This window comes from Streptomyces sp. NPDC058239, from assembly GCF_042882185.1.
GTDB lineage: Bacteria > Actinomycetota > Actinomycetes > Streptomycetales > Streptomycetaceae > Streptomyces.
This window is the reverse complement of record NZ_JBHVWS010000109.1, coordinates 1-11,996: the sequence shown is the minus strand read 5'-3', so window position 1 is coordinate 11,996 and position 11,996 is coordinate 1. Positions and strand designations below refer to the sequence as shown.

The 11,996-nt window shown below is 68.6% G+C and carries 11 protein-coding genes and 1 tRNA gene; 6 read left to right on the top strand and 6 right to left on the bottom strand.

Annotation, left to right across the window (positions count from 1 at the left end; genetic code table 11):
- Window positions 1-323: 323 nt before the first annotated feature.
- The 3 genes from ACFVYE_RS46655 to ACFVYE_RS46645 form a co-directional block, all read right to left on the bottom strand.
- Window positions 324-1,616 (bottom strand): hypothetical protein, encoded by a 1,293-nt coding sequence (locus ACFVYE_RS46655; RefSeq protein WP_383976820.1) that lies wholly within the window; start codon window positions 1,614-1,616, stop codon window positions 324-326.
- A 97-nt stretch (window positions 1,617-1,713) separates the two neighbouring features.
- Window positions 1,714-2,412, bottom strand: a complete 699-nt coding sequence (locus ACFVYE_RS46650; protein ID WP_383976818.1) for an ATP-binding protein — start codon at window positions 2,410-2,412, stop codon at window positions 1,714-1,716.
- Complete coding sequence (locus ACFVYE_RS46645) at window positions 2,409-3,326, bottom strand: hypothetical protein (protein WP_383976816.1); 918 nt, start codon at window positions 3,324-3,326, stop codon at window positions 2,409-2,411. The genes ACFVYE_RS46650 and ACFVYE_RS46645 overlap by 4 nt, the downstream gene beginning before the upstream one ends.
- A 624-nt stretch (window positions 3,327-3,950) precedes the next feature.
- Between ACFVYE_RS46645 and ACFVYE_RS46640 the strand changes: the two genes are divergently transcribed.
- The 4 genes from ACFVYE_RS46640 to ACFVYE_RS46625 all read left to right on the top strand — a co-directional run bounded on the left by ACFVYE_RS46640 (window position 3,951) and on the right by ACFVYE_RS46625 (window position 7,344).
- Window positions 3,951-4,202 carry a helix-turn-helix domain-containing protein gene (locus ACFVYE_RS46640; protein ID WP_383976814.1) on the top strand — a complete coding sequence of 84 codons (252 nt, stop codon included), beginning with the start codon at window positions 3,951-3,953 and terminating at the stop codon, window positions 4,200-4,202.
- A 203-nt stretch (window positions 4,203-4,405) separates the two neighbouring features.
- On the top strand, window positions 4,406-4,765 hold the full coding sequence (locus ACFVYE_RS46635; RefSeq protein WP_383976813.1) for a helix-turn-helix domain-containing protein: 360 nt from the start codon (window positions 4,406-4,408) through the stop codon (window positions 4,763-4,765).
- Between the two features lie 30 nt (window positions 4,766-4,795).
- Window positions 4,796-6,319, top strand: a complete 1,524-nt coding sequence (locus tag ACFVYE_RS46630) for a LacI family DNA-binding transcriptional regulator (RefSeq protein WP_389609623.1) — start codon at window positions 4,796-4,798, stop codon at window positions 6,317-6,319.
- A 182-nt stretch (window positions 6,320-6,501) separates the two neighbouring features.
- Window positions 6,502-7,344 carry a PE-PGRS family protein gene (locus ACFVYE_RS46625; protein ID WP_389609621.1) on the top strand — a complete coding sequence of 281 codons (843 nt, stop codon included), beginning with the start codon at window positions 6,502-6,504 and terminating at the stop codon, window positions 7,342-7,344.
- Here ACFVYE_RS46625 and ACFVYE_RS46620 read toward each other — a convergent pair.
- Window positions 7,274-8,581, bottom strand: coding sequence for a hypothetical protein (locus ACFVYE_RS46620; RefSeq protein ID WP_389609619.1), 1,308 nt, complete (start codon window positions 8,579-8,581; stop codon window positions 7,274-7,276). The genes ACFVYE_RS46625 and ACFVYE_RS46620 overlap by 71 nt on opposite strands.
- 513 nt (window positions 8,582-9,094) lie before the next feature.
- Here ACFVYE_RS46620 and ACFVYE_RS46615 point away from each other — a divergent pair.
- Entirely contained in the window at window positions 9,095-10,054 is a 960-nt protein-coding gene (locus ACFVYE_RS46615) for a hypothetical protein (protein ID WP_383976807.1), read from the top strand.
- 123 nt (window positions 10,055-10,177) lie between these two features.
- On the opposite strand, the gene ACFVYE_RS46610 is transcribed toward ACFVYE_RS46615, so the two are convergent.
- Window positions 10,178-10,251: transfer RNA gene (locus tag ACFVYE_RS46610), tRNA-Pro, on the bottom strand.
- A gap of 101 nt (window positions 10,252-10,352) precedes the next feature.
- Window positions 10,353-11,291: a metallophosphoesterase gene (locus ACFVYE_RS46605; protein WP_383979828.1), complete on the bottom strand. Its 939-nt coding sequence runs from the start codon at window positions 11,289-11,291 to the stop codon at window positions 10,353-10,355.
- Window positions 11,292-11,370: 79 nt separating this feature from the next.
- Between ACFVYE_RS46605 and ACFVYE_RS46600 the strand changes: the two genes are divergently transcribed.
- Window positions 11,371-11,835: a GatB/YqeY domain-containing protein gene (locus tag ACFVYE_RS46600; protein ID WP_327274430.1), complete on the top strand. Its 465-nt coding sequence runs from the start codon at window positions 11,371-11,373 to the stop codon at window positions 11,833-11,835.
- Window positions 11,836-11,996: the final 161 nt, after the last annotated feature.

The following is an 11,996-nucleotide window of genomic DNA, read 5'->3' as shown; positions in this document are numbered from 1 at the left end:
GGGGCCGGGGCGGGGGCGGGCCACGTGCCCGGTCGCGCGCTACAGCTTGCTTCGCCTGGGGCTGGGATGGCTTGTGTCTCGTTCTGGTGGTGGTCCGGGCTGCTGGTGCACGAATCGTGCATGGAGAGAAGTTCCTGGTGGGAGAGGGGGGATTGGCGGATCAGGCCGGCTGATGGGCAACAGCCCTGCTTCCCACTGGTTCGAGGGGATTCGCTGGGGAGGGCCGTGTCTGGCATAGCGGCGCGAATGAGGGGGCTGGGGCCAGGCGGAGCTGATGGTCCGCAGGTCCCCGTGCCAGCGTTTCTGACTGACCGGATATCCGGTCAGCCCGTGGGAAGGCTGTTCTTGGCGCCCCGCTCAGCGGCTAGGAGCCCCTTGAGTTCGGTGAGCCGGTTCTCGGAGATGGTGAGTTCGGCGTTGCGGATGGCGTTCCGCAGCACGGCGCGGGTCCCCGTTCCGTGCACTGCAATGGCCTCGCGGCCGATGGCGAGCAGTTCGTCCATTTCGGCACCGGGAGGGCGTCCGTAGCGTTGCGTCGTAGGGACGTCTTCTTCGGAGCGCGACTCGGTGCTCTCGGAAGTGGGTGCCGAATCGTGCAGGGGAAGTTGGCTCTGCACGGATCGAGGAGGCAGGAACTCGGGACGAAGCCCAGGGGCGGGGTGTTCCGTGGCTTCCTCGGTCTCCGAGGCGTAGTCGGCACCCGATCGGCTGCGTGGGTGTCTCGTCCCGACATGGCGCGTGGCGTCCCCGCCTGGAGTGAAAGCGGTCCAAGGCGATGGCAGTTCGATCGTGGCCAGCGCTGTCGCGTGACGGCGGACGGCGAGCTGGTGCAGCAGCACTTCGCGCTGGCGCTGGTCGATGCCCACCGAGGCTTGGGCGATGGCCTGTGACAGCCGTCGTGAAGTGCGCCGGCCTCGCCAGCTGGCGCGCTGCTTTTGGGTTCGCTCCGCTAGGTGCGCGGCCAAGGCGACGGCTCGGCGGGTGGCACGGTCGCGGGTGATCTGCGCGGCATCTCGATCGCGTTCGGCGATCCCAAGACGGGAGAGCAGGCGTTCGCGTACTTCGCGTCCGATCCGGGCGAGGACGCTGTGGGAGGCGGCCTCGGGCGTGCGGATGCGCAGTTCGATGCCCATGGCCTGATGCCAGAGCAATGCGGCCATGACCGGGCCCACGAAGGCCCGCACCGTGCCGCCGACCACGCCCGACTCGGCGTACGCAGGGATCACCTGCACAGCGGTGATCACCCAGGTCAGGACGCCGGGCAGGCCGGGTGCCTGCTTGGGGCCGCGCAGGTTCTGCCGCGCCAGCAGCGCCGTGGCGAAGAGGGCGAGTTCGGCGGCAGCGAACATTGCGGTGCGCTCGGCGGTTCCGCTCATGTCCAGGTAGTCGGCGGCGAACCGCCAGCTGGTGTCGGCGCTGTAGGCGGTACAGCCGACCCCGGCCAGCGCGGCGACCATCACTGCGGGCGTTCCGGGCTGTGGCTTCCTGCGGTTTCGGGTAGTGCGTCGGTGGATCAGCAAGCCGACCAGCAGCACCGTGCATGCGACCAGGAGGGCGGTAAGCGCGAGCAACGTTGCGGTCCAGCGCCCGAGTGCGGGCAGGGCGAGTTGCGTCATACAGGGGTCTCCATGGGCCCGCCGCGCCGTGTGGGCAGGCGTGGGCGCGCGGGCGAGCAGTGGGGTGAAGTGTTGAGGTGGGGGCGGCGCCGTGCGGTCAGGCGGCGGGCTGCCGTCTGCGGTCGGCGCCGGTGAGGACGACGGTCGTGGTCATCTCGGCGAGACGGGAGGCGACGCGGTCGCCGACGGCGTCGCGCAGCGCGGCGGTCGGCAGATTGGTCGTGATGAGGGTGGGGAGCAGGTCGGTGTAGCGGCGGTTGATCAGCCGGTACGTGATCTCCTCGGTCCACTCCGACTGCTTGGCCGCGCCAAGGTCGTCCAGGATCAGCAGCGGGCAGCTGCCGAGAGTGGCGAGGTCGCGCTCGGCGTCGTGGCCGGGGCGTGGGCGCAAGCGGGCGTACAGATCGGCCGTGGTGGCTGCCTCCCACCGCAGTCGCACCCCGGCGGTGAGCAGCGACCGCACCGCGCCGTACGCCTGGTGCGTCTTACCGGTGCCGGTGGGCCCGGCGATCAGTAGGGACGGTCCGAGTGCGATGCCCCGGGTGCCGCTCGGGCCGGGCCGGGCGGCGAGGGCCACCTCGTCGACCCAGGCGGCGACCTGCTGGTGGCCGGCGAGGGCGTGGCGGTAGCGGGGCGGGATGCGGGCCTCGGCCAGTTCCAGTGCGGTCACCCGCTCCGAAGGGGCCTCGGCGGGTGCGGCGGTTGCGTTGATGCCCCGGTCGGCGAGGATCGAGCCGAGGCGGGCCGCCAGGGTGTTGATGCGCTGCGGTTCCCGGCTGGTGGTGGCTGTGGTCACAGCTGGCCCCCGTAGGCCGCCTCGACGTCAGCGGGCGCCGGGTTGGTCCACGCTCGGTGCGGGGCGGCAGCTGCCCGCGGAGTGTTCATGGCCTCGTTGACCAGGCTCGGCAGCAGGCTTACGGACAAGCCCTTGGCACGCATGCGGTTCATTCCGGCGCGGATGTGGTCGGGTGCGACGCCCTCGCCGAGCAGTTTGCTGACCACTCGGCCGAGGTGGCCGAGCACGTCGCTGGGCGGCCGGTGTTCGCATGAGGCGACGTACTCGCAGACCAGGCCCTTGGCCGAGACCGAATCCGAGGCAGCCTGGGGCGCGGGGGCGCTTGCGCTCCCCACCGGAGGTGATCCTAGATCCAGGATCCTAGGTCCTAGATCCGGACCCTGAGTCCTCACTGCAATCTCCCGGCGTTGTGGTGAGGGCTCACTGAAATTGCCCTGACCTGCGGTTTCCTGGTTCACGGATGGCTCGCTACGTTCGCGGGACCCTTCAGGGCTTCCCTCGTGAGGGCTCAGGGCCTGTTCACGGAGGGCTCCGTGAACAGGCGCGGCGGCCTCGGCCGATCGGTCGCCCTGGTGGCGCGGGCAGGCCGGGCAGCGGCTGCCGCTGGGCCGGTTGATCTTCTGGTGGCGAGCCCAGGCGACGATGTGCAGGTATCGCTTGCCGTCGTCACCCTCGTACCGGCAGATCAGACCGGCACCGTCGAGCTGCGTGAGGTCGTCCTCGACCTCCAGCGGGCCGTGCTCGGGGCGCAGGGACCACAAGGCGCCGGCGATGACGGCCGCCTGGTCGCGAAAGCGGCCATGGTCGTCTGCCTGGGTGAGCAGGCCGAAGAAGGTCCGCTCGGCATGGACACTCACCGCGGCGAGCGACTCGGAGATGAAGGCTTCCGGCTTGATGGTGCGTATCCGCGCCATGTCTATCGCCCCGCCTTCGTGGGCAGAGCAGAGGAGTTCGGCGACGAGGATGCGACTACGGCCACGAAGGCAGTAGCTTGTTGGGGCATAGACGGTTCCTCACCCGGTGGCGTTGCAACCGCCACCGTCTTGATCGTTCAGGTACGGGCGATATCGGTAGGGACTTCTTGGCCCCCGGCGTTGGCCCGCCGGGGGTTTTTCATGTGCTCGGCGCCGCAGGGGTTCCGGGCGCATGGCCAAGACAGCCACACCCTCCCCGCACAAGTCCAGCATTCTGCCGAGAAAGCAAACAGCTCTCGGCGAACGCGTCGTGCGCGGCTTCCCTAAAACGGTAAACCCGAATTTGCGGTTGACGAAGAAGCGGCATAAAAGGGGCAACTGGTAAACCAGTTTGATGCGGCTTTGGCGGACGTGCGATGTGGCCGGGCGATGCAGGAACCCCACGTCAGAGACCCGGTAGGCGATGGGGCATCAGGGTGGTTGGAGAAATTTGGCCAACGGCGGATTCCGGGCTATGTTGCGTCGCTCGCGGGACTCAGGGGACCAGATCTGACAACAAAGACGCGGAATATAGCAGCGGATCGCCGGTTACCGAAACCGCGCAATCGAAGCTACAACTGACCCATGCCTGAAAGCCCTCTGGGAATTGGTCCGGCCGGCGTGCTGACCGCCCGCGCCATTGTGTGTGCCCGCACAGCACGCGGATTCGCCCAGCGTCAGCTGGCCGAACGGGTCACCGCGCTCGGCCGCCCCATGACCATCACGATGTTGTCCCGCATCGAATGCAGACAGCGCCGTTGCGATGTCGACGACCTCGTCGCCATCGCAGCCGCTCTCGGCGCCTCGCCGCTCGCCCTGCTCGCCGAGACGAGTTAGCGGAACGAGCCCTCACGGCGTTGCCCAGGTGGGCCAACACCCGGCAGCCGCTACGTACATCACCTCGCCCGTACCTGAACCACCAAGACCGGCGTATCCGTATCCGCACGGCCGCGCCAGAGAAGGAACCTCCTTGCACCGAGAGGCCATTCCCCCTGCCCTGTTGCCCTTCCGCCTCCGTACCGCGAAGGAGGCGATCTCGCGTGGCTGAGCAGCCAGGCACCGAGGTAGCGCCGTCCCGCCTCTACCTCCCCGAGGAAATTGCTGCTGTTCTCGGCTGCTCCGCCTGGTGGGTCAAGGACCGGGCCCGTCGGCGGCTGATCCCCTTCACCCGGGTTGGCCGCGCGTATCGCTTCACCGCAGAACACCTCGCAGAGATCATCCGGCTCCATGAGGAACGGCCCGCACGGGCATCCCAGCCGTCCACAGCTCGGACCGCCGCAAAGGCACACGGCCAGCAGGCGAACGCGCCCCAGCGCCCCCAGCTTGCCGCACCGACAACCCGCCTGCGGGCGCGGCCTCCGTACCGCGTCAGGCAGAGCCAGTTCAGCACCGTCGCCTGACGCGACCACGTATCAAGGGAAAGGAGGAGCGTGGGTTTCGCGGAGAAGCGCGGAAACTACTGGCGCGGCCGGTACAAGACCGCACCTGGCAAGCACCTCACGGTCATCGACGAGAGTGGCAAGGCGATCAAGTTCGCCACCAAGGGCGAGGCCCAGCGCGCCGCGAGCGAGGCCGAGAACAAGTACCGGCGCGGCGACTGGCGTGACCCGGCACTCGGCCAGGAGACCTTCGGCGAGTACGCGAGCCGCTGGTACGGCGCCCAGGACCTGGCCGCCTCGACGATGCAGAACTACAAGCGCCACATCGAGGAACACCTGCTCCCCGACTTCGAGGACAAGGTGCTTGCCGGCATCCTGCGCATCGACGTCGATGTCTGGGAGAAGAAGGAGAGGGCCGTGTACGCGGCCTCAAGCGTCAAGACCTGGCGCTCGACACTCCACTTGATCTTTGAGGACGCGATCGACGAGGGCCTGATCACGTCCAACCCGGCGGCCAGGAGGCGCGGGCGCGGCAAGCGCGCCGGCCGCTCACGAGACCGCGGGCCGGAGAAGGTCGTCACCGACGCGGTCGGCATCCTGCTGACCGCCGAGAGAGCCGCCCTGCTGTCCGGCCGCGATGACGAGTTCGTCGCCGTCGTCCTCAAGGGATACACCGGCAAGCGCTGGGGCGAGATCGTGGGCCTGGAGACCGAGTTCGTCCGTCCCGCGGCTGTTCGGGTCGAGTGGCAGCTGTACGAACTCGACTCGGGGGAGCTGGTGCGCTGCCCACCCAAGGACGACAGCTACCGCACCATCGACTCCATGGACTGGCTGTCGGCCCTGGTCGCCAACCACATCGCCCGCACGAAGCCGACTCCCTGCTCGTGCCACGGCAGGACCTACGTCTTCCGCGGGCAGGGCACGGCTCGTACGGGTGGCCACCTGGGTGCGAAGCTCGTCGACGTCGCGCGCCTGGCCGGTGTCTCCACAGGGACGGTGTCCAATGTCCTTAACCGCCCCGACCACGTCGCCGAAGCCACGCGGGTACGGGTCCAGAAGGCCATCACGGACCTCGGTTTCGTACGGGGCGGCGCGGTGCCGACGCACGCAGCCCACTGGCGCAGGAACGGTTTCGCGACATGGCTGTTCACCCCTGCGGTCTCAGGCTGGTACCCGAAGAAGGCGCCGCAAGAACCACGGCCTGTGCCGCTACTTGGCGAACCTTGGCCTGGTGTCCCGGCGCGAGGGCGCGGCGCCAGTGCGCGGGCCGACTCATGCTGGCTCCCGATCGCCAAGGGCCTCACACCCCACGGGCTCCGCCACACCCACCGGACCATGATGGAGGACCTCGGCACCGAGAAGGTGCTCATGGACGAGCGCATGGGCCACATCGACGGATCGGTCTCGGCGCGCTACGCCCACGTCACGCCCGGCATGCGCAAGCGGCTCATGCTCGGTCTGACCGAACAGTGGGAGGCGGCTCTAGACGCGCGGCTTGCCATGCGTCCCACGTCACCGGTGCGCGTGCTCGATGACCTTCTGCGCGCACGCAGGCAGGCACTTGACCTGGCGTAGTGCCAGCGGTGAGTTGCGCCTGTGTCCCCTACGGGGCACAGGTGCTTCCTCGTCTCTCGAAGCGCGCTGGGCCTACCCACCGGGCCTGATCACGTCGACGGGACTCTGGGGCGCTCGGTTCCTTCTGGTGGTTTTGGTAAATCGACGGGCGCCGGCATCAACAGACCTGGCTCAATAGGCACATGGAGATGGGCGAGCACTGGGCATACCGCGCGAGACCGAAGGAACTGGGCAGCGCGGTTCGCCAGGTAGAGATCGTTCGTGTGGGCGGCCCCGGCAGGACTGGCTGGGTCCACGTGCGGTTCCTCGAAGGCGACGCCGCCGGCCTGCAGGAATGGGTCAATCCCACTTCCCTCGTTGCGCCGTGGGCGAAGGTCGAAACGTTCCGCGCGGACGACAAGGCGGAACTGGCATTGGCCGAGGCATCGCGACACGTGAGAGGCAGCACAGACTTCGAGGCCGCGCGGCTGATCCTCGGGTTCGTCCGACCGAAGAGCAAACTGCGCCTACGACGAGGCGTCCCGGACGCCGGAATTCTGGACATGGGCCGGTTGGATGAGACCGCACCGCTCGTCGGCAGGGACGCCGCGGAACTGCGGGACGACCCTATGGTCTACGAGAACCGCGACGGCCTGTGCCTGGCCGGTTGGCCGGTCACAGAACGCCTCGCCCGTCATGTTGCCGACCGCCTCGCCGACACGATCCTGCCGGAGGTGGACCGCAAGCAGCAGAGCCTGGAGCAGGAACGTGCCCAGTCCTCCTGGTACTCCTACAGCCGCCGGGACGACCGCAAGCTGGACGCGGAAGCGGCCATCCTGAGGGCCGTGCGGGCGTGGTGCGGCGAGGACAAGTCCGAGCGCTACGACGAACTGGTCGCCCTGCGCGCCGAGGTCATCCGGCTCGGGCAATTGGTCGAGCGCGCGGTGACAGCCCTACGCGACCGCGGGCATGGCGTCATCGCCTCCACCATTGAGCGCGACCTTGGCGTCCATATCTCCAGCCTTGGTCCAGACGTTCGTCGCTGAAGTCGCGCCGCCGGTCTGGCTCCGGCTTGGGTGGCGCGACTTCCGCCTGAGACTTCTCCTTCTTCGGTAGCTCCTCCTTCTCCGGCCGCTGTGGGTGCCAGCCGTCGAGAAACGGCCGCAGCTGGTTTCCCGTCGGCTGCGCGTGGAAGTTGTAGCCGGCAAGTCCCCTGCCGCTCATGGTGGGGTCGAGCCGGTCGGCCTCGGCCTTCCCCCACGCCGACCACTCCCGCAGCCTTTCGGCATCGAGGACGTCGTCGGACGTGGCGGCGGCTTCGTCCAGAGCTGCGCAGAAGTCCCTGATCTCCCCTGCGGCCCGCCACTGTTCAAAGGCCGTGCCGAAGTGCTCGGCACGCACCGCGTCCACTGCCTTGATGGACGCGACGCTGACAGCCGCCTCCCACTCCCGCTGCCTACGCTCCTTCTCCTCCGCTTCCCGACGACGGCGCTCTTCCTCCTGCCGCTCCCGCTCCTCGCGCAGTCGCTGCTGTTCCGCTTCCCGCTCTTCCCGCAGCCGTCGCTGCTCAGCCTCCCGCTCCAGCCGAGCCCGCTCCTGCTCTTCAGCACGCGCCTTGAGCGCTCGGAAAACCGAACCGATCTGGTCCTCCAGCGGCTTCTTGGAGGTGTCGGCCCAGTCCTTCTTCCAGCCGGAGGCGTAGCTGTAGCCCGAGTGCTGGCTGAAATGCAGCTCCAGCTCGCCGGACGGCTCGAACCGGTGCGCCGGAGTGACCCGCTGCCAGTCGTAGGTACGCCGACCCGGCTGCTTGGGCACGTATCGAACCTGCTTCTCCCGCTCGCGGAAGCTGATCTCGTACGTCCTGCCGTGGATGGTGAGCAGGGGTCTCGGCTGCCTGCGCTTCTTGGACACCGCGATCTCGCCATGGAGGACGAGGGCCTGCTCGGCGAGGAGCCGGAGCAGTGAGAGCACCCGGGGAAGGACCTCCTCCGAAACCTCAAAGGCGCTGTGGTCCGCGGTCACCGCAGCGATCACGTCGTCAACGTCAGTGATCACACGGCTGCGTGCCAGGCGGATCCGGTTCCACTCGGTGTCGTCCTCGCCAGTCACCCTGAGCAGGCCGAGGAAGAAGTCGCCCTTCGCCCGCCCGCTGTACTTGAGGTGGTATCCCTCAGGAGCACACTGCCGCGCCGCGTCGAATGCTCTCCGGTAGCGGGCCCACTCCTCGTCGCTCGGGTCCGGGACACGGAGGAAGCGCCCAGCCTTCTGCACCTCTGCGATCAAGGTCGTGCCGACTTTCGCCGGTGACTGCCGTGGCGGCTTCACGGGCGGCTGTGGGGCTGGCTTCTTCTCGTCTGGCGGCGCGGCATGTTGCCGAGGGGGAAGGGGAGTCTGTGACTTCGGCTGGGCCGGCGCCGACCGCTGCTTCTGCGGAGCCCGCTCCGGCCGGTCCGGGTGATGACCATGCTTCAGATAGAAGCGCCCCGCATCAGTGATCTCCGCCCGCCACTTCCCACCGTGCCTCGGCATGGTGATCAGACCACGGCCTTTGAGAGCGCGGGCGGTGACGGCGAGCTCGAGGCTGTCCGCCGTGACGGGGTCGGACCCGTCTCCGATGCGCGTGAGCAGGGTCAGCTGGCGATCGTTGAGACGCGACCAACGGTGCATGGTCATGGTCGTACCGGTCTGCCGATCCGTGCACAAGCGGAATAGTGATTCGGCTGGAAATCATCGCATTGTCCGACCCTGAGTCGGGGAGACATCTGCGGTCGTCACTGTCGGTAGAGGGAGAGTTGCATGGCGTGGAGATCGGCCGAGAAGACGGACAAGGTGCTCAGTCAACTCGAAGTGATACGCACAGCACTTGAGGATCCGGCCACGGGATTGAGTGCGCTGTACGTGACCCTGGACCAGAGCCGCCAGAAGGTCCTGGAGTCTGTGGCACAGGGCACGCTCGGGCTGCGCGAGGAGAACCGCGAGCTTCGTCGGCGCCAGGAGCGGATGATCACCGATTTGGCCGACACCCGAAGCAGCCTGGAGGCCCTGAGCCAGCGCATGGAGCAGAACACCAAGGCGCCCCCTGAGGTGCGGGCGCCGGATCTCCCGGCGCCAGTCGTCGTCGCTGATCCGGTGGAGCAGCCGGCTGCCATCGAAGACCCGCACGGGGCGGAAGCGTCGGCGGCACCGTCCAAAGCCATCGAACCTGTCGAGGGGAACGAAGCCCAGGTGGATCCGCTTGAAGAAGTCCGCACAGCTCACGGCCAAGCCCGCGCCGCAGGGGAGATCGCCGCGCCACCCGAGTCTCCCGCCAAGAGTCCTCGCGAAGATACTTCTGCGGCAGGCCAAGAGGACGACAGGGCTCACCTGGGGCGACTGCTGTCCGCGGCGTCCATCGCCTCCGCACAGCTGGTCTGCCATCGCGAGACGTGGGACTTCATTGCCGAGCAGACCAGCGGCCGCCCCCACTTCCGCCTTCCGGAGCAGGTCGACGACGTAGACGACGGGCGCATCCAGACATCACTATCGGGCAGGTCCCTGCTCGCCCTGCTCACCACCATGTGGCAGGTGATTCGTGACCACGAGACGAGCGCCGCGTCCGGGAAGGACCAGGACCCGGCGACCTGGGCCCTGGCCGCAGCCGTCTACCGCAGGACCGCCCTCGCGGTGGACCAGGTGACGCACGAGGCGGAGAAGGAGAACGGCCCCACCGTCATCGTCCTCGACGACCGGAGCAGGCGTACGGCCGCCACTTCCTGAGCGGCTCCCTGCGGGGAGCCGCTCAGGAAGTCGGCTCCCAAACGGCTCCCAAAAGAGCCCTGGAAACCACTCAGGGGCCTGATCCACTGAGTGGATCAGGCCCCTGACCTGGTATTTCAACTGTCGGGGTGGCGGGATTTGAACCCACGACCTCTTCGTCCCGAACGAAGCGCGCTGCCAAGCTGCGCTACACCCCGATCGCCGCCGGTGTCCCGGCGACATCGATTACTTTAGCCCACCCGCGCCCGCAGACGAAATCCGGTTTATGTGCCGCTGAGGGCGAGGGGGCCGTGGGTGCTCAGTCCCGGGGCGTCAGGGTCAGCAGGGTCGCCTCGGGCGGGCAGGCGAAGCGGACCGGGGTGTAGCGGTTGGTGCCGCAGCCTGCGGAGACGTGGAGGTAGGCGCGGTGGTCCTCGACGGAGTGGGTGGAGAGGCCCTTGACCCGGTCCGTGTCCAGGTCGCAGTTGGTGACCAGGGCACCGTAGAAGGGGATGCAGAGCTGGCCGCCGTGGGTGTGACCGGCCAGGATCAGGGGGTAACCCTCCGCAGTGAAGGCGTCCAGGGAGCGCAGGTAGGGGGCGTGGACCACGCCGATGGAGAGGTCGGCGCCCGTCTCGGGGCCGCCCGCCACCTCCGCATAGCGGTCGCGCTTGATGTGCGGGTCGTCCAGGCCGGTGAAGGCGATCTCCAGGCCGTCGATCTTGAGGCGGCCGCGGGTGTTGGACAGACCCAGCCAGCCCGCCTCGTCGAAGGCGTCGCGCATCGGCTCCCACGGGTTGTGGACGACGCCGACCGCGGGGGCGTTCCCGTTGAGGCCGTGCTTGCCCTGGGCCTTCTCGAAGAGGTAGCGGGCAGGGTTGCGGAGCTTGGGGCCGTAGTAGTCGTTGGAGCCGAAGACGTACACACCCGGGAACTGCATCAGCGGACCGAGCGCGTCGAGCACCTCGGGTACGGCCTCGGGGTCCGAGAGGTTGTCGCCGGTGTTCACGACGAAGTCCGGGCGCAGGCCGGCCAGCGACTGCAGCCAGGCGCGCTTCTTGCGCTGGCCGCTCACCATGTGGATGTCGGAGACCTGGAGTACGCGCAACGGTCGTGCCCCGTACGGGAGTACGGGGATGGTGACCCGTCGCAGTCGGAACGAGCGGGCCTCGAATCCGGCGGCGTAGGCGAGGCCGGCAGCGCCGACCGCTGCGCCGACTGCCGTGACTTTCAGGGGTACTCCGTAGCGTGCGCGCATGCGCCCATCGTCGCAGACCCGGTGCGGCGGGAAGAAAACCGGCGGGCGGTGGGCGCCCCGTACCTGCCACAATCAGCACATGACCACGCTCAAGTCCAAGCTCAAGGAAGACCTCACCACGGCCATGAAGGCGCGTGACGAACTGACCTCGTCCACGCTCCGGCTGACCCTCACCGCCATCACGAAGGAGGAGGTCAGCGGCAAGACGGCGCGCGAGCTCTCCGACGACGAGGTGCAGAAGGTGATCGCCAAGGAGGCGAAGAAGCGCCGCGAGGCGGCCGAGGCCTTCGCCCAGGGCGGCCGGACCGAGCAGGCCGAGCGCGAGAAGGCGGAGGGCGAGCTGCTTGACGCATACCTGCCGAAGCAGCTGAGCGACGACGAGCTGGGTGCGATCGTGGCGTCCGCCGTCGAGGAGGCGAAGGCCGCCGGCGCCGAGGGGCCGCGGGCCATGGGCGCCGTCATGAAGATCGTGAACCCGAAGGTTGCGGGGCTCGCCGACGGCGGCCGGGTGGCGGCCGCGGTGAAGAAGCTCCTGGCGGGCTGAGGTCGCGCGACGTACGGACAGGACGTACGAAGTGGGGGGGGCCCCCGGGGGGGGGGGCGTCTGGGGGGGGGGGGGGTCTCTCCCTCGTGCGCGGCACCCGGGGCGCGGGCCCCTGGCGGGGGGGCGCCCCCCCCCGCGTCCAGGGCCGTGGGGGCGACGCC